The following is a 20,821-nucleotide window of genomic DNA, read 5'->3' on the forward strand; positions in this document are numbered from 1 at the left end:
CCGTAGTCGAGTTTGTCGTGCAGCAGTTCAAGCCGGCGTGATGACGAGCTAGCGTGTTCGCCCTGCACTCTGACGCGCAATCTTGGTTCAAATCCGGCAAGCTCAGCCATCGCCCGGCGAGGGTGAACTGCGGGGGCTCAGACGTCTAGCGTCGGATGCGCGAGAAAGCGCGCACCCGTATGCCTTCCTGAACGGCGAGCATCAGCGAAGTTGCCGAAGACTCGTTCTTCGGGTATTGCTTGTTTAGGGGCAATCTACTTCTTCAGGATAACGTATCAACTAATTGAATAATCATTGGCATTGAATAAGAAGGGACGAACTCAAGATGACAAACAAAACGACGGCCCTGCGCGATGATTCTTTCGCCGTCGCTCAGGTGGCGCTTTACATATTTGCCGGACAGAGCGCCTTATCTGCGCTCATGACCCTCACGGGCGCGATACCTTTACCCATTGACGTGCAAGCATCGCTCATGCAGCGCGTTTCCTTCATTGCGTCAGCGGCGGCGACCTCGCTGTGTTTGGCGCTAGGTTATTTGTTACTCGCGCGATGCCTGGATCGTTGTACCAAGCTCGTTTGGCGCGTGGCGCTGGGGATGTTCCTGTTGAGCGCACTATTGAGCGCCCTCGCATTTTTCGCAAGCCCGTCGACTTTCCCGATACTTACGGGCGGTCTATCAATCGCAGGCGCATGGTCAATCTTTAAAGGGCGGAAGACGTTTGATGACCAGTCCGACGAGGTGTGTGGTTTTGCGAATGGTGGCATATGAAAAGAGTAAAGCTAGCGGCCCTGCCGCTCTCAACCGCCTTAACGCTCGCCGCTCACGCACAGCAAGCGCCAACAATCGCCGACGAAGCCGCCGCCGCTCGCGCCAACGCGCTACGAAATCAACAGGTACAACAGCAACGCGACGCCGGGCAGCGCGAGGCGACTGTACAAGCACCCGTCGTGCGCTCGACGGTGCCGACCGATGGCACTTTTCCGGCGCTGCCAAACGAGCAGCCATGTTTCCGCGTCGACACCTTCGCGCTTACTGTCCCGGCGACGCTGCCCAACGCGATCCGCGAGCAAGGCGCCTCGGCGCTGCCGCTCGATCGCTTCGCCTTCGCCCGTGAATGGCTCGATCACTATCGCGGGCAATGCATCGGCCGCGAAGGCGTCTCGATACTCGCAAAGGGCATCCAGCAAGCCGTGCTAAGTCGCGGCTACGTGACGACGCGCGTCCTCGTGCCCGAGCAGGACATCGCGAGTGGTACGCTCTCGTTCGCGCTCGTGCCCGGCGTGATTCGCGATGTCCGCTTCGCCGAGCCCGTGACGTGGGCATCGTGGCGCTCTGCCTTTCCGACGCGGCCCGGCGACGTGCTCAACCTGCGCGACCTCGAGCAAGGCATCGAACAAATGAAGCGGCCCTCAAGCCAGGACGCCGACATGAAGATCGAGCCGACCGGCGCACCGGGCGAGAGCGATGTCGTCGTCTCGCTCAAGCGCGCGAAGCCTTGGACGCTCGTCGCCTCGGTCGACAACTCGGGTAGCCGCGCGACGGGCAAGCTGCAAGGGAGCCTAAGCCTCGGCCTCGACAATCCGCTCGGCCTGAATGACGTGTTAAGCCTCGGCGCCAATCAGGATCTGTATTTCGACGACAAGGGGCTCGGCTCGCACGGCTTCAACGGCTCTTACGCGGTACCGTGGGGCTACTGGACGGGCTCGCTCTTCGGCTACACGAGCACGTACTATCAGCAGATCGCGGGGGTCAATCAAACGTTCGCGTCGAGCGGTAACACGCAGACGGCGGGCGTCAAGCTCGCACGCGTGCTACGCCGCAGTCAGAGCGACGTGCTCAGCGCCTATGTGCAGCTCTCGAAACGGTTCGGGGCGAGCTTCATCGACGATACCGAGATCGAGATTCAGCGGCGCAACAACACTTTTATCGAGGCGGGGCTCACGGATCGGCACTACATCGGCGGCGCGCAGATCGACGGCACGCTCGGCTTTCGGCAAGGGATCGGCGGCCTCGGCGCGACGCCCGACCCGTCCCCCGGCCCTTATCCGCCGACACCGACGCCCACGAACAGGCCGACCTATCGCTATCGTATGGCGGTGGTCGATTTCAACCTCTCGGCGCCGTTCGTCGTGGCGCGTCAGCCGTTCCGGTACGTGTCGACGTTTCATGGCCAGTATTCGCCCGATACGCTCTTCTACGTCGACGATCTCACGATCGGCAGCCGTTACACCGTTCGCGGCTTCGACGGCGAGCAAATGCTCGCGGGCGAGCGCGGGTTTTACTGGCGCAACGAGTTGCAAGCGCCGCTCGGGCAGTCACGGCAATCGCTCTATGCGGGCATCGACTACGGAAGCGTGTTCGGCCCGAGCACGGCATTTCTCGCGGGCACGCAACTCGTCGGCGCGGTGATCGGTCTGCGCGGCGGCATCGCCTCGAAGTATGGCGGACTGAGTTATGAGTTCTTCGCGGGCACGCCGCTCTACAAACCATCGGCGATGTCGATCTCGCGCGTGACGCTCGGTTTTCAGGTCATGGCGCAGCTATAACGGAACGGGCTTCGGATGTCGCGGGCTCGTACCGTGTCAGGAGATTTCTTCATGCACACTAGGGCGCCCCCGCGCCCGATTTCACAGTGCCATCAGGCTGCGGAACCTCGATAGGCTTGACCTCAACCGGCGCCGTGCCATCCTTCTTGAGCCCGAGCTTATCGGCCGTCTTAGGCGAAACATCGACGATCCTGTCCTTCACATACGGCCCGCGATCGCGAATCTGCACCACTTCGCTATTGCCATTCTCGAGATTCGTGACCCGTGCTTTGGTGCCGAGCGGGAGCGTCTTGCTCGCGGCGGAATCGGATTGCGGATTCATCGGCGTGCCGTCCGCCATCTTCTTCTTGTAGAACTTGTGGCCGTAATACGAGGCCTTGCCCTTGCGCGGTTTGCCCGAGCGATCGAGATTGCGTTCATGAGCGGACGTGGTCTTCGCGTGATGCTCGCTCGCGGAAGCCGCATACGCCGCGCTCAGACTGCACGACAGGATCACGCATACGAATGCCCGAAGCCGCTTCATGTTCCTTTCCTCTCGAACTCGACGTCCCGACTGCTTCGTAGTAGCACGGATCGCTCCATTTCCCTCTGCTCAATACGCTGGCCCTCCGATCTCCACACACGCCGGACGACAGCTTGTATAGTGCGAGAGCCTAAGAACTGTGGATCTCGGGAACCCTATGAATCAGAAGAACAAAAGGCGTCTCTTGTTGGCCGGCGGCATTGCAGCGGCAGCGCTGGCGTTGAGCGGATGCACGACCACGGGACCATCGTCCGGTGAGACAGCGGCAGGCACGGCCGATCGCGACCGCGCCATCGACGCCGCCGTCGATGCGACGCTCCAGCGCCTCTATGCCTCCGTGAACGGTTCGCGCGAACTCGTGAACAAGGCGCGCGGCGTGCTCGTCTTTCCACGCGTGATATCGGCGGGCTTCTGGCTCGGCGCACAGTACGGCGAAGGCGCGCTGCGCGTGGATGGCCGAACCGACGGCTACTACAGCACGGCAGGCGGTTCGTTCGGCTTGCAGATCGGCGCTCAGTCGAAAGCGCTCATCTATGTGTTCCTGACCGACGACGCGCTCGCGCAATTCCGCAAGCGCGACGGCTGGGCAGTCGGCACCGACGCGACCGTCGCCGTCATGAGGCTCGGCGCCAACGGCCAGCTCGATACGACGACAGCCACCAATCCCGTCGAAGTCTTCGTGCTGACGAATGCCGGACTCATGGCCGGCGTGTCGCTCGAAGGCACGAAGGTCAGCCGGTTGAGCGACTGAGCGCTACTGCTCCGGGCCGGACAACGGCCGGGTCGCCATCGCGCGCGTGAGGCCGTGGACCGGACGACGCACGGCCACATCGAACGGATTGATCTGCGGGCCGATCGTCGCGGCCTGACGCTTCAGCAACTCGACCACCATCGGCAGACGGTCTTCGCCGAGACGCGTCGATAGCGTGCCGACGCTCAACGCGCCGACCGCAAGCCCCGAACGATCGAGTATCGGCACCGCGACGCCCGCCATGCCATCGATCAATCCGCTGTTACGCCCCGCGTAACCTTGCGCGCGCACGCGCTCGATCTCGGTGCGCAGATAGACCTCGTCGAACACGCCATAGTTATGCAGCCGCGGCACGTTGAAGCGGATGATCTCCTCGCGCTCTTCCTCGGGTTGAAACGCGAGAATCGCGAGGCTGCCCTGCCCGACTCCCAGCGCCACGCGCCCGCCCACATCGCCGGTGAACGAGCGGATCGGGAACGGGCCTTCGCACATGTCGAGGCACACCGCATCGAAGCTGCTCTTCACGAGCAGGAAGATGGTGTCGCCGAGACTCGCGCATAGCCGCAGCAACGCGGGCCGGCATAGCGTGCGCATACGGCTCGGGTTGCCCGCCTGCGCCGCCAGCGAAAAGAAATCCACGCTCAGCCGGTAGCGCTTGCTCCCCTCGTCCTGTTCGACGACCCCTTCCGCGATCAGCGCATGAAGGATGCGATGCACGGTGGCCTGCGTCAGTCCCACCGCCTTCGCGAGCGCGGTGACACGGCTGCCTTCGGCCTGGTCCTCGCCGAGCGCGCGAATCACGGCGAACGCACGCTGGAGCATGCCGACGCCCGGCGCGTCCGGCGCCTGCGTTCCGTTTCCTTCGTCAGAAGCCTTCATCTTCGCCTCGTGTATTCCATTCAACGGAATGTCCGCGCTACGCATTTCTCCGCCCCTATTCGACCCGATTCAGCCGCGTTGCGCAATCTAAGGGATAACCCAAATCACGCTCATCGAAATAATTTCTTCGTCCAAGCGATATAAATTCCATTGTTCGAAATCCATAAGCAAGTTTCACTCATTCAATGGAATTTCAAATTGACGCACCGAAATTTGGCTGGCTAGAGTCGATCCATCGGAATCAGTCGCACACAGGCGGCGCGCGACGCGCCGAAGGGGCAGGCCATGTCGTTCCTCACATTGACCGATCTGTCGAAGTCGTTCGGCGATCTGCACGCCGTCGCCGACGTCAATCTGTCGGTCGAGAAAGGCGAATTCGTCTCGCTGCTCGGACCGTCGGGCTGCGGCAAGACCACGACCTTGCAGATGATCGCGGGCTTCATCGAAGCGACGCGCGGGCGCATCATGCTCGACGGCCGCGACATCACGCACATGCGCCCGAACCGGCGCGGCCTCGGCATCGTGTTTCAGAGCTACGCGCTCTTTCCGCACATGAGCGTCGAGCAAAACGTGAGCTTCGGGCTGGAGATGCGCGGCATCGACAAGAGCGAGCGCCGCGAGCGCGTGCGCGACGCGCTGTCGCTCGTGCGGCTCGACAAGTTCGCGCATCGCTTTCCGCGCGAGTTGTCCGGCGGCCAACGTCAGCGCGTGGCGCTCGCGCGCGCGATCGTCATCGCGCCGCCCGTGCTGTTGCTCGACGAGCCGATGTCCAATCTCGATGCGAAGCTGCGCGAGGACATGCAGTTCGAGTTGCGCGGCATTCAGCGCAAGATCGGCACGACGACGATCATGGTCACGCACGATCAGTCCGAAGCGCTGTCGATCAGCGATCGCGTCGTCGTGATGGAAGCGGGCCGCATCACGCAGGTCGATACGCCCTATCGCGCGTACGAGCGTCCCGAGACGAGCTTCGTGTCGCAGTTCATCGGCAAGGCCAACATGCTGCGCGGCACGATCGTCGCGCGCGACGGCGACGCCATTCGCATCGATCTCGGCCACGATCTCGCGGAGACGGGCTCGACCTCGCAGCTTCCCGAACGCGAGCGCGCGATCGGCGTCGGCGATGCGGTCACCGTGTGCATCCGTCCGGAAAAACTGAGGCTCGGCGCGGCGGGCAGCGGACGTCTGCCGGGCCGCGTGACGAGCCGCTTCTTTCTCGGCAGCCAGTGGCTCTACCGGCTCGACAGCCGCGCGGGCGAAATGCTCGTGTGCTGCCAGAATCACGGCGACGAGCCGCTCGAAGAAGGCGCGCAAGTAGGCATCGACTGGAACACGGAATCGATCCGCTTCATCCAGCAGGAGGCCGCCCGTGGATAGCACGCTGCGTTCTTCTGAACCTGCTTCGGCGGCGGCATCGAACGACGCCCGGCGCGCGCCGTGGCATGCGTATCTGCCGCTCTGGATGATGAGCGCGCCCGCGCTGCTGCTTTTTGCGGTGCTCGTGATCGTGCCGCTCGCGATGACGCTCGCGCTCACGTTCTATCGATTCGATCCCGCGATCGGCTCCGTCGCCGCGTTCGATCTGCATAACTACGCCGAAGTGCTTGGCTCCTCGTACTTCCACACGATCTTCGCGCGCACGTTCGGCATCGCCGCGCTCGTGACCTTGCTGTGTGTCGTGATCGGCACGCCCGAGGCGTACATCCTGTCGCGCATGGGCGATCCGTGGCGCTCCGTCTTCCTGCTGGTGATTCTCGCGCCGCTGCTGGTTTCGGTCGTCGTGCGCGCGTTCGGCTGGAGCATGCTGCTCAACGTGAACGGGCTCGTGAATCAGTTGCTCGGCGCGTTCGGCTTCGGTCCGTACAAGCTGCTCTATACGACGTTCGCGATCGTCATCGCGCTGGTTCACGTGATGCTGCCGTTCATGGTGATTCCAGTGTGGACCGCGCTGCAACGCATCGATCCGCAGACGGAAAACGCCGCGCTCTCGCTGATGGCCTCGCCCGCCGTCACGCTGAGGCGCATCGTGCTGCCGCAACTCGTACCGGGCATTTTGTCGGGCAGTCTGATGGTGTTCGGATTGTCCGCGAGCGCCTTCGCAATTCCGGGCCTGCTCGGCGGACGTCGTCTGAAGGTCGCGGCCACCACCGTCTACGACCAGTTCCTCAGTTCGATGAACTGGCCGCTCGGCGCGACCATCGCGGTGCTTTTGCTCATCGCCAATCTGGTGGTGATGCTCACTTATTATCGCGTGCTCGAGCGGCGCTATACGCGCAGCATGGGCTGAACGAGGCGATCCATCATGCGCAAAAACGGTCCCGTCGCGCTGGCGTTCCATACGATCGTGATCCTGTTCGTGCTGGCGCCGCTCGTCATCGTCATGCTCGTCGCGTTCACGCCCGAAGAAACGCTGACGCTACCCACGCACGGCCTCTCGCTGCGCTGGTTCCGCGCGATTCTCGATTATCCCGACTTCATCTCGGCGTTCTTCAACAGCGTGAAGCTCGCGTTCGCATCGGCGACGCTGTCGCTCGTGATCGCGTTGCCCGCCGGACTCGCGATCGGCCGCGCGCGCTTCCCGGGGCGCGGCTTCCTGAACGGGCTGCTGCTCTCGCCGCTCGTGATTCCCGGCCTCGTGCTCGGCATCGCGATGCTGCGCTTCTTCGCGCTGATCGGCGCAACCGGCTCGTTCGCATGGCTGATCCTCGCGCACATGGTCATCATCACGCCGTTCGTGATGCGGCTCGTGCTCGCGTCGGTGAGCGGCATGGACCGCAGCATCGAGCACGCGGCGGCGTCGCTCGGCGCGAGTTCGTGGACGACCTTTCGCCGCGTCACGCTGCCGATGATCCTGCCCGGCATCACCGGCGGCTGGCTGCTCGCGTTCATCAACAGCTTCGACGAGCTGACGATGTCGGTCTTCGTCACGTCGCCGCAAACGGTCACGCTGCCGGTGCGCATGTACATGTACGCGACCGAATCGATCGATCCGATGATGGCGTCCGTCTCGGCGCTCGTCATCTTCATCACCGCGGGCGCGATGCTGATTCTCGACCGCGTGTACGGGCTCAACCGCATTCTGATCGGCCAGCACTGAACCCACTCTCATGAGCACCGCAACGATTCATCATGCGCCGCAGTTCGTTCGTCTCGATGAGACCGATCGCGCGCGCATTCCCTTCGTTCTCGATGGCGTGCCGGCCGAAGCGCTCGCGGGCGATACGCTTTTGACCGCCATCCTCATGCATCAAAGGCATGTGCGGCACAGCGAATTCAGCGGCAAGCCGCGCGCGGGCTTCTGCCTGATCGGCGCGTGTCAGGACTGCTGGGTGCGCGGCGAGGACGGCAAGCGCATGCGCGCATGTTCGACGCGCATCGAAGCGGGCATGCGTGTCGTCACGGAGCACGTGCGATGAACGGCGCGCATCGTGTGGTGATCGTCGGTGCCGGACCGGCCGGCATTCGCGCGGCGGAGACGCTCGTCGCGGCGGGACTGCGGCCGGTCGTCATCGATGAAAACGCGCGCTGGGGCGGACAGATCTATCGGCAGCCGCCCGCCGACGCGGGCTTCAAACGCAGCGCGGCGACGCTCTACGGCTTCGAGGCGAAGAAGGCCGAAGCCGTGCACGGCGCGATGGCGAAGCTGCTGCCGAAGATCGACTATCGCCCCGACACGCTCGCGTGGGCGTGCGAGCAGAACCGGCTCGACACGCTTCATGCGGGACGTGAGGCGAGCGTGCCGTTCACGCATCTGATCATCGCGAGCGGCGCGACGGATCGCATCGTGCCGCTGCCCGGCTGGACGCTCGCGGGCGTCTTCACGCTCGGCGGCGCGCAAGTTGCGTTGAAGGCGCAAGGCTGCGCGATCGGTTCGCGCGTCGTGTTCGCGGGCACCGGGCCGCTCCTGTATCTCGTCGCCTATCAATACGCGAAAGCGGGCGCGCGGGTCGCGGCCGTGCTCGATACCAGCCCGCTCGCGCGTCAGGCCGCCGCCGCGCCGCGCCTCTTGAACCAGCCTGCGACGTTCGCCAAGGGCCTGTATTACGTCGCATGGCTGCAGGCGCATGGCGTGCGTATCGAACGTGGCGTGACGCTCGATAACATCGACGGCGACGATGCCGTGCGCAGCATCCGCTGGCGCACGCATCGCGGCGAGCCACGCACGCTCGACTGCGATGCCGTCGGCATGGGCTTCGGCCTGCGCCCCGAAACGCAACTCGCGGATCTCGCCGGATGCCGCTTCCGCTTCGACGCGCTCAATCGCTGCTGGCTCCCCGAGCGCGACGCGGCAGGCCGCAGTTCGCAACGCAATGTGTATCTCGCCGGCGACGGCGCGGGCATCGCCGGTGCGGACGCCGCCGAGCTCGCGGGACGCCGCGCCGCGCTCGCGCTGATCGAAGACATCGGTATCATGGCGCACGAGCGCGCTCAGCCCGATGCAACTAAGCTCGAACGCGAACTCGAACGCATCGCCGTTTTCCGCGCGGGCATCGAGCATGCATTCGCGCCGCCCGCGAACGCCGCGCAGGACTGGCCCGACGACATGATCGTGTGCCGCTGCGAGGAAGTCACCGCCGGCACGATGCGCGCGTGCATCCGCAGCGGCCTCGCCACGGAAGTCAACCGGCTGAAGGCGCTCACGCGCATCGGCATGGGCCGCTGTCAGGGCCGCATGTGCGGCGAATCCGCCATTGCACTCCTCGCCGCCGAAACCGGCAAGCCGCTCGCCGATGTCGGCCGTCTGCGCAGCCAGGCGCCCATCAAACCCATCCCGATCACACCGATGCTCTACGACGACGGCGTGCAGGTGCAGCCCGAGGAAGCCCACGATGAGTGACATCCGTCATTACGATGTCGTCATTGCGGGCGGCGGGCTCGTCGGCTCGTCGACGGCGCTCGCGCTCGCCAAAGCGGGCATGCGCGTCGCGCTGATCGAACGGCGCTTCTGCGGCGCGCAGGCGAGCGGCGTGAACTACGGCGGCGTGCGCACGCAGGGACGCACGGAAGAACAGTTGCCGCTCGCCGTGCGCGCGCGGCGCGTGTATGGCCGCCTGCCCGAGCTGATCGGCATCGACGGTGAGATGGTCATGTCGGGTCATCTGCGTCTCGCGCGCTACGAAGCCGATCTCGACGTGCTCGATCGATGGTCCACGATGGCGCGCGAACACGGCGTTCAATCGCAGGTGATGAGCGGCGCCGCATTCCGCAAGCGCTATCCGTGGCTCGGAACGGCGGCGATCGGCGGCTCGCTCTGCCCGAGCGACGGCCACGCGAATCCGCGTCTCGTCTCGCCGGGTTTCGCGCATGCCGCCCGGCGCGCGGGCGCCGACGTGCGCGAGCAGACCGAGCTCGCCGACATCACCTTCGACGGCACGCGCTTCCAGATGCGCGCGGGCAACGAGCGCATCAGTTCCGACTGGCTCGTCAACAGCGCGGGCGCGTGGGCGAACCGCATCGCGGGCAGCTTCGGCGAAAGTGCGCCGATGAAGCCCATCTATCCGAACATGTGGGTGACCGAGCCGCTGCCGCTCTTTATCGGGCACAGTCTCGGCGTGGTCGGCGGCGGCATCTACGCGCGTCAGGTCGAACGCGGCAACTGCGTGATCGGCGGCGGACGCGGACATGGCGATGGCGAGTACGCGCAGCCATCGACGGCCACGACGCGCGCCGTAATGCGCGACGCCTGCGCGCTGTTGCCCGCCCTGCGCGATGCGCTCCTGATCCGCACATGGAGCGGCGTGGAAGGCGAGACGCCCGACAGCAATCCGATCATCGGGCCGAGCCGCACCACGCCGCGTCTTCTGCATGCCTTCGGTTTTTCGGGCGGCGGCTTTCTGCTCGCGCCCGGCGTCGGCGAAGTGCTCGCCGAACTGGTCACGCAGGGCGCGACCAGCACGCCGATCGACGCCTTCTCGATCGGACGGTTCAGTTCGATGCCTCTACCCGTCACTCACTAAATCAGAACAAGGAAAACTCACGATGAAGCTGCCCCGCACACTCGTTTCGCTCGCCGCGCTCGTCGCGCTCGGTGTCACGTCGTCCGCCTGGTCGCAGAGCAAGACGATCTATATCGGCATGAACGGCGGACCGATGGAAAAGGCCTACACCAGCCAGGTCCTCCCCGAGTTCGAGAAAGCCAACAACGTGAAGGTCGTCGTGGTGCCGGGCACGTCGTCCGACGTGCTCGCGAAGCTGCTCGCGAACCGCAACAGTCCGCAGATCCACGTCGCGTTCCTCGATGACGGCGTGATGGCGCGCGCCGTCAGCATGGGCGTGTGCCAGAAGCTCGACGATGCGCCCGTGCTCAAGGAGCTCTATCCGTTCGCGCGCCTGAAGGACGACATGGGCGCGGGCGTGCAGCTCGGCATGACCGGCATCGGCTACAACACGAAGCTCTTCAAGGAAAAGGGCTGGGCGCCGCCGACTTCGTGGATGGACTTCGCCGATCCGAAGTACAAGGGCAAGGTGGTGTTCCAGTCGGCGTCGAGCAGCACCTTCGGCCTGCATGGCTTCCTTGCGATCAACCGCATCCTCGGCGGCAGCGAGAAGAACGTCGAGCCCGGCTTTTCCAAATGGGCGACGACGGTCGGCCCGAATGTCGTCGAATACATTCCGAATTCGGCGAAGCTCTCGGAGATGATCACGACGGGCGAAGCCGGCCTCTTTCCGCTCACGCCGACCGCCATCGGCGATCTGAAGGACAAGGGTCTGCCGGTCGCGTATGTCGCGCCGAAGGAAGGCGCGGTGCTGCTGCTCGTCGATGTGTGCGTCGTGAAGAACAATCCCGATCCGGCGCTCGCGCAGAAGCTCGCGCAGTTCCTCCTGTCCGCGCCCGCGCAAACGAAGGCCGCCGAAGCCGGCAAGCAGATTCCCACCAACACGCAGGCGAAAATGACGCCAGAGATGGAGAAGAATCTCGGCGACCTGAACGCGCTCGTGAAGAAAGTGACCGTGGTGGACTGGGACACGATCAACGCGAATCGCGCCCAGTGGGATCAGCGCTGGAATCAGCAGATCGAGAAGTAACGCCTATAGGTCCTTCACGAGACGAAGCGCATCGTAGATGGCGGCGTGCGTGTTGCGCGCCGCCACCGCATCGCCGATCCTGAAGAGCTGGAAGCGCCCTTGCGGATTTCGTTCGACGACTTGCGGCTTGCCGTCGATGAGCGTGTCGTAATCGACCGCGCCGAGGTTCGACGACAAAGGCTTAAGCTCGAAGTACAGTTCGTCCATCGGAATCGTGCCGTGATTGACGACGATCTGATCGTGGCGCTGCTCCTTCTTCACGCCGCCGTAATCGCTGCCGATCGTCGCCACCAGTTCGCCGCCCTCGCGGCGTACGGATTCGAGGCGGAACGTCACCGTGAATGTTGTCGCGAGCTTCTGCAGCGAGCGCATGTAGGGCACGAGGTTCATGCTCATGACTTCGGGCGAGAACGAGCGGTCGGGCGTCATCACCTCCACCTTGCCGCCGGCCTGCGCGATCGTTTCGGCTGCCTGAAGCGCGGCGTGATCGCCGGCATCGTCGAAGATCAAGACGTTCGCGCCGGGCTTCACATCGCCGGAAATGATGTCCCACGACGAGACGACATGCTCGTTGCCTTCGGTACAGACCTCCGTGTGCGGCATGCCGCCGGTCGCGACGATAACCACATCCGGATTCTCCGCCAGCACGGTCTCGTTGTCGGCCCACGTATTGAACCTGAACCGCACGCCGAGCCTTTCGCACTGCGCCATGCGCCAGTCGACGATGCCCATCATCTCCTTGCGGCGAACGTTCTGCGCGGTCAGGCGAATCTGGCCGCCGGGATCGTTCATCGCTTCCAGCACGACGACATCGTGCCCGCGCTCGCCCGCGACGCGCGCCGCTTCGAGACCCGCGGGCCCCGCGCCCACGATGACGATCCTGCGCTTCGTCGCGGCAGGCTTGATCGTGTGCGGCATCTCCAGTTCGCGGCCCGTCGCGGCATTGTGGATGCACAGCGCCATGCCGCCCTGATAGATACGATCGAGGCAGTAATTCGCGCCCACGCAAGGCCGGATATCGTCCTCCCTGCGCTCGATGATCTTGCGCACGATATGCGGATCGGTCATATGCGCGCGCGTCATGCCGACCATGTCGATCTTGCCTGACTCGATCGCATGGCGCGCGGTCGCGACATCCTGAATGCGCGCCGCATGGAACGTGGGGAAGTCCGTCGCCTGCCGGATTTCACCCGCGAAATCGAGGTGCGGAGCGCTCTTCATGCCCATAATGGGGATGACGTCGGTGAGCCCGGCGTCGGTATCCAGATGCCCGCGAACCACGTTCAGAAAATCGACGAGACCGCTGTTTTTCAGGCGCTTCGAAATCTCGATGCCCTCTTCCTTCGTGATGCCCCCCGCCAGCATTTCGTCGGCCGTGTAACGGATGCCGAGAAGAAAGCGCTCGCCGACGCGCTCGCGCATCGCGCGCAGCACGTCGAACGTGAAGCGCATGCGGTTTTCCAGCGAGCCGCCATACGGACCTTCGAGCGTATTCGTCAGCGGCGACCAGAACTGGTCCATCAAGTGACCGTACGATTCGATTTCCAGCCCGTCGAGCCCGGCGGCCTTCATGCGCTCCGCCGCATCGGCGAAGTCGCGGACGATGCGCTCGATATCCCAGTCCTCCAGCTTCTTCGGAAAAGCGCGGTGCGAGGGTTCGCGGTTGTGCGACGGCGAGACGGCCGGCAGCCAGTCGCCTTTGTCCCAGCGCGTGCGGCGGCCGAGATGGGTCAACTGGATCATCACTTTCGCGCCGTGCTCGTGGCACTCGTCGACGAGATCCTTCATCCACGGCACGACTTCATCCTTGTACGCGAGGATATTGTTGAAGACCGGCGGACTGTCCTTCGAAACCGCCGCGGAACCGGCCGTCATCGTCAATGCGAGGCCCGCCTTGGCCCGTTCGACGTGGTACGCGCGATAGCTCGCCTTCGGCATCCCGTCCTCGGCGTACGCCGGTTCATGCGACGTCGTCATGATCCGGTTTCGAAAAGTAAGGTGTTTCAGCGTGTACGGCTGCAGCAGCGGGTCCGTGGACATGGATGCCTCATCGAAGCGAGTGGGGACGAAACGCCTGTTGTGGACCAAGAGTAGAACCTCTGTACACATGTGTCAAGTAGAGAGACAATGGTGTACATTGGAGTCGTCAAAGCGGAGGAAATCACGAAATGGACGAGACGCTCGACGTGGTGCGCGGCTCCGCCGACATGTGGCTCGATGCGGCGTATGAAGGTCTTCTGGAAGGTGGCGTGGAAGCGGTCCGCATTCTTCCGCTCGCAAAAAAGCTGAATCTTTCGCGGACGAGTTTCTACTGGTTCTTCAAGGATCGTGAAGAATTGCTGGCCGCGCTGCTCGACCGATGGAAACAGAAGAACACGGGCAACTGGATCGAACGTACGGAAGCGTATGCGGACAGCGTGTGCGAAGCGATGCTGAACGTCTTCGACTGCTGGTTCGACGACACGATTTTCGACTCGCGCTTCGAGGCCGCGATCCGCAACTGGGCGCAGCAATCGCCGGACATCGCGGAGCACATGGCTCAGGACGACGCGCAGCGCATCGAGGCGTTGACTGCGCTATTCGAGCGATTCGACTATGAGCCGCGCGCCGCCGATGTCCGCGCGCGCGTCGCGTATTTCACGCAGGCCGGCTACGTCTCGACGAAGCCTCACGAAGACATGTCCGTACGCATGATGCGCATTCCGGAGTACGTCGAAGTCTTTACGGGCGTGCGGCCGAAGAAGCACGAACTCCAGCGCTTCTACTCGCGGCGCGACTTCGAGTTCGAGTTCGAATGAACGTGTTCCTTCGCGGTCAGTTGCTCGAACACGTGCTCGCATGCGGCTTTCCACGCTGCGTTACCGCCGAGCCTTTCCAGCACATCCAGACCTTGTGCCGTATAGGTGCCCGCCGTCGCGATGGATGAACCGATTTCGCCGATGCCCGAAGACGCTTTGTATCGCGAGTAAGCCACGCAGTCTTCGACGCCACTGAGCACGAGTTGTCTCGCGTCGTCGGGTGCGAAGCCCTTCTGAACGAACCATTGCTGCAGATCGTGGAGCAGGAAATAGAACCATCCGTTCATGCATGCGCCGACCGTGGCGAGTTCGAATTCGCGTTCGGTTGCAAGCAGCACCGGATTGCCCAGCGCGGTGAGCAACGGCGCCATCGCTGAATCGGCGGGATAGACCGCGACCGTCGAGCGGTTGATCTCGGCAGCGAGGGACAACATGGCGCGCGTGCATTCCCGTGCGCCGAACATCCGCTGCAAATCGCCGACCGGCACGCCACTGACAACGGAAATGAGCGGGATGCCGGGCCTCAAGCTGATTTCCTGCGCGAGCTCGCCGAGTTGTCCCGGACGAACGCCGATGAGGACGACATCAGCGGCATCCGCGACTTCCTGGTTATCGCGCATCAACGTGCAGCCGATATCTTTCGCGAGACTTTCCGCTCTTGCGCGGCTTCTGGGCGAAAGAAGAAACGTCGTGTCGCTGCCGCTGCGATGCCATCCTCGAATCATCTTCTCGGTCAGATCGCCGACGCCGAGCACCCCGAGCTTGATCATGAGCTTCGTCACTCCTCGCTGAGCCTGATTTGTCAAACTGAACATTCGTGCAGATGACGCGCGCATCACGAGGCACTATATCTGCATTCGAGAACATCTGGCCGCTTCCGTTGCACGTGCTCGAATCGGCGCATAGACTGATTCGGGTATCGGATGTTCACGAATGCATCGTGAAGAAATACGGAGTATCGCCATGATCGAGCAGAGCGATTTTCGGACCAGAAAACTGGCGCTCAATCACGGGAGCGGCCTTATGCCCGCGCTCGGATTCGGCACACTCATTCCCGATGCGGCCACGACTCTTCGTGCTACCCGGGAAGCACTGGAAGCCGGCTATCGACACTTCGATTGCGCCGAGCGGTATCGAAACGAGCGTGAAGTAGGCGAGGCTCTGCGCACAGGACTCGCGGATGGCGGAATTGCGCGCGAAGATATCTTCGTCACGACAAAGTTATGGAATTCCAATCATCGGCCGGAGCGTGTCGAAGCGGCTTTCGAAGGAAGCCGTGAAAGGCTCGGCGTCGAGTTTCTCGATCTCTATCTGATCCATACGCCGTTTGCATTTCAGCCAGGCGATGAGCAGGATCCGCGCGATCAGAACGGCGCCGTCATTTACGATAAAGGCGTGACTTTGCACGATACGTGGAGCGCGATGGAGCGTCTCGTCGATCAGGGAAAATGCCGCGCTATCGGACTATCCGATATCGGCCTGGACCAATTGCGAGGGCTTTACGAAGCGGCGCGAATCAAACCCGCAGTGGTACAGGTCGAGGCTCATCCGTATCTTCCGGAAACAGAGCTTCTGGACTTCTGCAAGGAAAATCAGATCGTGTTTCTGGCCTTCGCGCCATTGGGTCATGGCATCAGGCCGGGGCCGCTCGAAGATCCCGTCATTACACGGATTGCCGCGCGAATCGGCAAGACGCCGGCGCAGGTACTGCTTGCCTGGGCGATTCAGCGCGGCGGCGCGTTGCTCACGACGCCCAAGACAGCGGAGCGCGCACGCGAGAATCTCGATGTATCCGCGCTTCCGGAAGACGCGTTCGACGAGATCAACCGGATCGAGACGCGGCAGCGGTTCAACGAGGTCGTGAAGACGGGCAGCCCCGGTTTTATTCCGCGCAGCCCGCAGTAATTGCGGCGCGAACGATATCCGGAGCCACGCCATGAGTGAAGAGCAGATTCGAGAAACGCTGAATGCGCACTGGCTCGCATCGGCGAACGGCGACCTCGACGCCGAGCACGACATCTACGATGACGATGCCATCTGCGATTATCCCCAGTCAGGCGAACGCATACGCGGACGGGCGAACTTGCAGGCATTGCGGGGACATCATCCGGACAAGCCATCCGGTTTCGATGTCAAACGGATTCAGGGAGAAGGCAATCTCTGGATCACCGAATACATGATCTCGTATCAGGCACAGGCGGCCTTTACGGTCAGCATCATGGAATTCCGCGACGGCAAGGTGATTCACGAAACCCAATACTTTTCGAGTCCATTCGAAGCGCCGGCCTGGCGAAGTCAGTGGGTTCAGCAAATGAACTGACGGGCGAATGTCTGCCTTTCGCCGACATCGAGTAATCGAACTGTCGCTCGCGAGCCGTCGCGTGACACGCGTGCGCGCTCGAATAAATTGCTCGACGCTTATAGGCAGGGACTTTTGCACTCGTTGGCATGGCGCGTGCAAATGAATGAGTGGCGATTTGCATGTCGTCATTCACTTCACTTTTGCCAGGAGACCAGCCATGACCACTCTGACCATCATCGATCTGCCCCGCGCCGATACCATCGATCGCGATGCGATGTCCGCCGTACGCGGCGGCATCGCCCATGTGACCCTGCCCGGCGGCGGCAACACGCTTCCCGGATTGCCGACGCTGCCGGCGTCGTGGCCCGGCGCTGCCGCGCTCCTGAAGGAGCTGCACATTCCGGTGCCGCTGCAGATAGCGCCGCAACCCGCGACGCAGGACCCTCGTCTGCTTTGAGCGCGAGTCGCGTGAAACTCGACGCGCCTTCATCGTTCGAAATAGATCGCCAGCCAGACGGATTGCTCGTCGGCATCCGTCCACGCGACGCGATGCCGGCAATGCGGCTCGATCAGCACGTAGTCGCCCGGACGCATGTCGTGCCGCGTCGCGTTCTCTTCGAACTCGAGCGTGGCCGCGCCCGACAGCAGCACGACCCATTCGGCGCGCGAGTCGTCGTACCAGAAGCCTTCCGGACTCGCGTGTCCCATCGACACGATCCGCTCCACGTTCAGGCGCTGCCCCGTGACGAGCATGTCGATCCGCTCGTCGACGCCGCGCTTTGCTTCGACGCCGAACAGGTTACCCGTTTGCAGTTGCATGGATCGGCCTCGCGTCAGGGTTCAAATCGCTGATATCGATTATGTGCGAACTCAACTCGACCCGCTTACCAGCAGATCGCGCATCGCGTTGAGCGCCGCCGAGAAGTGCCCTTTGCGCCACACGAGCAGCGTATCGACGCGGCCGAGTTCGCCCATCGGATGCAGATCCACTTCGCCATCCAGCCGCGCGAGTTCGAGCACCGAACGCGGCGCCACCGCGACGCCCGCTCCCGCCGCCACGCACGCGACGATCGCGTGATACGAACCCAGCTCCAGCACCCGCGCCGGTCTGATGCCCTGCTGCTCGTACCAGCGCATCGCGTATGAGCGGTAAGCGCAGCCGCGCTCGAATGCCACCAGCGTCAGACCCGCCGCCTCGCGCGCCGTCGTCGCCGGATGCTGTCCGCGCGGCGTGACCAGTGCCAGCTCTTCCTCGAACACCGGCACGAACTCGAACTGCTCGGGGGGAAGCGAGTCGGGCTCGATCGGACGCGCCATCACCGCCGCGTCCACTTCGAACGTGCGCACGCTTTCGATGAGCGCGCGTGTCACGCCCGTCGCCAGTTCGAGCGTCACCTGCGGCCAGCGCCGATGGTAGGTCGCGAGCACGCGCGGCAGGCGGCTCGCGGCCGTGCTTTCCATCGTCCCGAGTCGCAGACGCCCCTGCGGACGATTCTCGCTGACCGCGTGACGCGCTTCCTCGGCGAGCGCGAGCAGCCGTTCCGCATAGGGCAGCAAGGTCTCGCCGGCCGGCGTCAGGACGAGCCGCCGGCCATCGCGAATGAAAAGGTCCGTGCCGAGCGTCTCCTCTAGCTGACGGATGCGCGTCGTCACGTTCGACTGCACGCGATTGAGCTTCGCCGCCGCCCGCGTCACGCCGTTCTCGCGCACGACAGCCCGAAAAATGGTCAATGCCGATAGATCCATGATCTTTCCAGAAGATTCATTGCATCTCGATTATTCATTTTTCAAGATGCATTGGTCAAGTTAGGATGCGTTCATTACCGCTACGCTGATCGACTCATGGCCTCGCCTGCTCAAGCTTCGTCGCTGCCCGCCCATCACGCGCGAAATGCCGCGCTGGCGTGCGCCGTCGTGCTCGCGGTGGCGCTCGGCGTCGGACGATTCGCCTTCACGCCGCTGCTTCCGCTGATGCTGAAAAGCGGCGCGCTCGATATCCGCCACGGCGGCTGGCTCGCATCGGCGAATTACGCGGGCTACTTGATCGGCGCGTTGTCGTGCGCGGCGATCCGCATCGATCACGCGCGCATGGTGCGCCTCGCGCTCGCGTGGACGATCGTGCTGACGCTCGCGATGGGCGTCGTCCATCTCTTCTGGCTGTGGGCCGCGATACGCTTCGCGGCTGGCGTGGTCAGCGCGTGGGCCTTCGTGTTCGCGTCGCAATGGGGCTTGCGGCGGCTCGCCGAACTCGACGCGCACGGCCTCGGCGGCGTGATCTACGCGGGGCCCGGCGTCGGCATCGTCGCGACCGGTTTGCTCGGCGCGGCGGCCGCCGCGCTCGGCGTGCCAGCGCCTTCGGTATGGATCGGATTCGCGATCGCGTCGGGCGTGGCGGGCGCGATCGTGTGGAAGACGCTCGCTCATCGGGCGCCATCGACGCGCGGTCGCGCACACGTGCCCGAGCGCGCGGCGCCCGCATCGGCGCGCGCCGATTCGATCGGGCTCGTCGGCCTCTACAGTCTCGCGGGATTCGGCTACATCATCACCGCGACGTTTCTTCCCGTCATCGCGCGACAGGCGTTGCCGGGCTCGCCGTGGCCCGACCTGTTCTGGCCGGCGTTCGGACTGGCGCTGATCGCAGGCGCGCTGATCGCCGCGCGGCTGCCGCTGTCGTGGGACAACCGGCTCTTGTCGGCGGCGTGCTATCTGATCCAGGCGCTCGGCATCCTGCTGGGTATCGTGTTTCCGAGCGCGCTCGGCTTCGGTATCGGCAGCGCGCTGCTGGGCTTGCCGTTCACCGCCATCACCTTGTTCGCGATGCGCGAGGCGCGCCGATTGCGCGGTGAAGCCGCGGCCGGCCTGATGGGATACGCGACGGCCGCGTACGGAGTGGGACAGATCGCGGGACCGCTCGTCGCAGCGCCGATCGCCGCGCACACCGGCTCCTTTTCCATCGCGTTATGGATCGCGGTGGCGGCGCTGGGACTCGGCGCGGCCGGACTCGCATGGCTCGGGATGCGCGGGCGCGCAGCGGGCGCCTGACGCAACAGGATCGTCCTATCCGCGCGCCTAAGCCGCGTGTCAAAGTGGCGGGCATCCTCTCATGTGGAGCATGCCGTGTCCGCCGCCGAAACATCCGCCCTTCTCTATCGCCCCTTCACCGCCGATGACATCGCCGCGGCGCATGCGCTCTCGGTCGAAGTCAAATGGCCGCATCGCGCCGACGACTGGCGCTTCGTGCTCGACGCCGGCGCGGGTTTCATCGCGCAGGACGGCGAGCGCGTGGTCGGCACCGCGCTCTTCTGGACATACGGCGACGACGGCGGATCGCTCGGCATGGTGATCGTCGCGCCCGACTGCCAGGGCAAGGGCATCGGCCGCAAGCTGATGGAACTGCTGCTCGAAGCGCTCGGCAAGCGCATCACCGTGCTGCACGCGACGCCCGCGGGCGAACCGCTTTACGCGAAGCTCGGGTTCAAACGCATCGGCGCGATCCATCAGCATCAATCCGCCGATTTCGACGTGCCTGCAATCGACCTGCCGCAAGGCGAACGGCTGCGCGCGATCGAACCGGGCGATACCCAAGCCATCGTCGATCTCGCATCGCGCGCGAACGGACTCGACCGAAGCGCGCTGCTGCCCGCGCTGTTGAACGTCGCGCGCGGCGTCGTGCTCGAACGCGATGGCGAACTGCTTGGCTTCTCGATCATCCGCGAGTTCGGGCGCGGTCACGCGATCGGACCGGTGGTTGCCGTCACCACGGATCAACAGCAGCAACGCCGCGCGCAGGCGCTCATCGCGCATACGCTCGCGTCGCGCGAAGGCATGTTCACGCGCATCGATACGCCGGATGAAAGCGGTCTGTCGGACTGGCTCGAAGGCATCGGGCTCAAACGTGTGGACACGGTCATCAAGATGGCGCGCAACGGCACGCCGCCGCACGATGCGTCCGTCGCGCAATTCGCGATCATCAATCAGGCGCTGGGCTGATACCC

At 63.9% G+C, this 20,821-nt stretch carries 22 protein-coding genes; 16 read left to right on the top strand and 6 right to left on the bottom strand.

The features are described 5' to 3' along the window. Positions 1 to 325: 325 nt before the first annotated feature. Together PQR08_RS17180 and PQR08_RS17185 are read left to right on the top strand one after the other, a co-directional pair. Positions 326 to 769: a hypothetical protein gene (locus PQR08_RS17180; RefSeq protein ID WP_250486702.1), complete on the top strand. Its 444-nt coding sequence runs from the start codon at positions 326 to 328 to the stop codon at positions 767 to 769. Further along, positions 766 to 2,547, top strand: a complete 1,782-nt coding sequence (locus PQR08_RS17185; protein ID WP_250486703.1) for a ShlB/FhaC/HecB family hemolysin secretion/activation protein — start codon at positions 766 to 768, stop codon at positions 2,545 to 2,547. The genes PQR08_RS17180 and PQR08_RS17185 overlap by 4 nt, the downstream gene beginning before the upstream one ends. A gap of 58 nt (positions 2,548 to 2,605) precedes the next feature. Here the strand turns inward: PQR08_RS17185 and PQR08_RS17190 are convergent, their stop codons facing one another. Continuing rightward, on the bottom strand, positions 2,606 to 3,070 hold the full coding sequence (locus tag PQR08_RS17190; RefSeq protein WP_250486704.1) for a septal ring lytic transglycosylase RlpA family protein: 465 nt from the start codon (positions 3,068 to 3,070) through the stop codon (positions 2,606 to 2,608). 157 nt (positions 3,071 to 3,227) lie between these two features. On the opposite strand from PQR08_RS17190, the gene PQR08_RS17195 reads away from it, so the two are divergent. Continuing rightward, positions 3,228 to 3,821: a BPSL1445 family SYLF domain-containing lipoprotein gene (locus PQR08_RS17195; RefSeq protein WP_250486705.1), complete on the top strand. Its 594-nt coding sequence runs from the start codon at positions 3,228 to 3,230 to the stop codon at positions 3,819 to 3,821. Between the two features lie 3 nt (positions 3,822 to 3,824). On the opposite strand, the gene PQR08_RS17200 is transcribed toward PQR08_RS17195, so the two are convergent. Continuing rightward, entirely contained in the window at positions 3,825 to 4,700 is an 876-nt protein-coding gene (locus tag PQR08_RS17200) for an IclR family transcriptional regulator (protein ID WP_250486706.1), read from the bottom strand. Positions 4,701 to 4,985: 285 nt separating this feature from the next. Between PQR08_RS17200 and PQR08_RS17205 the strand changes: the two genes are divergently transcribed. The 7 genes from PQR08_RS17205 to PQR08_RS17235 are packed head-to-tail and all read left to right on the top strand — an operon-like array spanning position 4,986 to position 11,726. Beyond that, a complete protein-coding gene (locus tag PQR08_RS17205) occupies positions 4,986 to 6,077 on the top strand; it encodes an ABC transporter ATP-binding protein (RefSeq protein WP_035503798.1) in 1,092 nt (363 codons plus the stop codon). Continuing rightward, complete coding sequence (locus PQR08_RS17210) at positions 6,070 to 6,987, top strand: ABC transporter permease (RefSeq protein ID WP_250486707.1); 918 nt, start codon at positions 6,070 to 6,072, stop codon at positions 6,985 to 6,987. Before PQR08_RS17205 ends, PQR08_RS17210 begins: the two co-directional genes overlap by 8 nt. Before the next feature lie 15 nt (positions 6,988 to 7,002). Then, entirely contained in the window at positions 7,003 to 7,797 is a 795-nt protein-coding gene (locus PQR08_RS17215; RefSeq protein WP_238212106.1) for an ABC transporter permease, read from the top strand. A gap of 10 nt (positions 7,798 to 7,807) precedes the next feature. Next, entirely contained in the window at positions 7,808 to 8,116 is a 309-nt protein-coding gene (locus tag PQR08_RS17220) for a (2Fe-2S)-binding protein (protein WP_250486708.1), read from the top strand. Next, positions 8,113 to 9,537, top strand: coding sequence for an FAD/NAD(P)-dependent oxidoreductase (locus PQR08_RS17225; RefSeq protein ID WP_250486709.1), 1,425 nt, complete (start codon positions 8,113 to 8,115; stop codon positions 9,535 to 9,537). Before PQR08_RS17220 ends, PQR08_RS17225 begins: the two co-directional genes overlap by 4 nt. Continuing rightward, on the top strand, positions 9,530 to 10,657 hold the full coding sequence (locus PQR08_RS17230; protein ID WP_250486710.1) for an NAD(P)/FAD-dependent oxidoreductase: 1,128 nt from the start codon (positions 9,530 to 9,532) through the stop codon (positions 10,655 to 10,657). The genes PQR08_RS17225 and PQR08_RS17230 overlap by 8 nt, the downstream gene beginning before the upstream one ends. Before the next feature lie 22 nt (positions 10,658 to 10,679). After that, positions 10,680 to 11,726, top strand: coding sequence for an ABC transporter substrate-binding protein (locus PQR08_RS17235; protein WP_035503809.1), 1,047 nt, complete (start codon positions 10,680 to 10,682; stop codon positions 11,724 to 11,726). A gap of 3 nt (positions 11,727 to 11,729) precedes the next feature. Here PQR08_RS17235 and PQR08_RS17240 read toward each other — a convergent pair whose 3' ends face one another. Continuing rightward, positions 11,730 to 13,766 carry an NADH:flavin oxidoreductase gene (locus tag PQR08_RS17240; protein WP_250486711.1) on the bottom strand — a complete coding sequence of 679 codons (2,037 nt, stop codon included), beginning with the start codon at positions 13,764 to 13,766 and terminating at the stop codon, positions 11,730 to 11,732. Between the two features lie 128 nt (positions 13,767 to 13,894). On the opposite strand from PQR08_RS17240, the gene PQR08_RS17245 reads away from it, so the two are divergent. Continuing rightward, on the top strand, positions 13,895 to 14,524 hold the full coding sequence (locus tag PQR08_RS17245) for a TetR/AcrR family transcriptional regulator (RefSeq protein ID WP_238292179.1): 630 nt from the start codon (positions 13,895 to 13,897) through the stop codon (positions 14,522 to 14,524). Here PQR08_RS17245 and PQR08_RS17250 read toward each other — a convergent pair. Then, a complete protein-coding gene (locus tag PQR08_RS17250; RefSeq protein ID WP_250486712.1) occupies positions 14,488 to 15,294 on the bottom strand; it encodes an NAD(P)-binding domain-containing protein in 807 nt (268 codons plus the stop codon). The two genes, PQR08_RS17245 and PQR08_RS17250, sit on opposite strands and share 37 nt — an antisense overlap. Positions 15,295 to 15,487: 193 nt before the next feature. Here PQR08_RS17250 and PQR08_RS17255 point away from each other — a divergent pair, with 193 nt between their 5' ends. The 3 genes from PQR08_RS17255 (at position 15,488) to PQR08_RS17265 (ending at position 17,283) form a co-directional block, all read left to right on the top strand. Continuing rightward, positions 15,488 to 16,429: an aldo/keto reductase gene (locus PQR08_RS17255; protein ID WP_250486713.1), complete on the top strand. Its 942-nt coding sequence runs from the start codon at positions 15,488 to 15,490 to the stop codon at positions 16,427 to 16,429. A gap of 31 nt (positions 16,430 to 16,460) precedes the next feature. Then, a complete protein-coding gene (locus PQR08_RS17260) occupies positions 16,461 to 16,844 on the top strand; it encodes a nuclear transport factor 2 family protein (RefSeq protein ID WP_250486714.1) in 384 nt (127 codons plus the stop codon). Positions 16,845 to 17,043: 199 nt separating this feature from the next. Beyond that, entirely contained in the window at positions 17,044 to 17,283 is a 240-nt protein-coding gene (locus PQR08_RS17265) for a hypothetical protein (RefSeq protein WP_250486715.1), read from the top strand. Between the two features lie 29 nt (positions 17,284 to 17,312). On the opposite strand, the gene PQR08_RS17270 is transcribed toward PQR08_RS17265, so the two are convergent. Together PQR08_RS17270 and PQR08_RS17275 are read right to left on the bottom strand one after the other, a co-directional pair. After that, a complete protein-coding gene (locus PQR08_RS17270; protein ID WP_250486716.1) occupies positions 17,313 to 17,645 on the bottom strand; it encodes a cupin domain-containing protein in 333 nt (110 codons plus the stop codon). A 51-nt stretch (positions 17,646 to 17,696) separates the two neighbouring features. After that, entirely contained in the window at positions 17,697 to 18,572 is an 876-nt protein-coding gene (locus PQR08_RS17275; RefSeq protein ID WP_250486717.1) for a LysR family transcriptional regulator, read from the bottom strand. A gap of 96 nt (positions 18,573 to 18,668) precedes the next feature. Here PQR08_RS17275 and PQR08_RS17280 point away from each other — a divergent pair, with 96 nt between their 5' ends. Further along, a complete protein-coding gene (locus PQR08_RS17280; RefSeq protein ID WP_408161866.1) occupies positions 18,669 to 19,868 on the top strand; it encodes a YbfB/YjiJ family MFS transporter in 1,200 nt (399 codons plus the stop codon). 75 nt (positions 19,869 to 19,943) lie between these two features. Beyond that, positions 19,944 to 20,816 (top strand): GNAT family N-acetyltransferase, encoded by an 873-nt coding sequence (locus PQR08_RS17285; RefSeq protein ID WP_250486281.1) that lies wholly within the window; start codon positions 19,944 to 19,946, stop codon positions 20,814 to 20,816. The last annotated feature ends 5 nt before the right edge of the window (positions 20,817 to 20,821 follow it).

The organism is Caballeronia jiangsuensis (assembly GCF_046030135.1).
GTDB lineage: Bacteria > Pseudomonadota > Gammaproteobacteria > Burkholderiales > Burkholderiaceae > Caballeronia > Caballeronia jiangsuensis.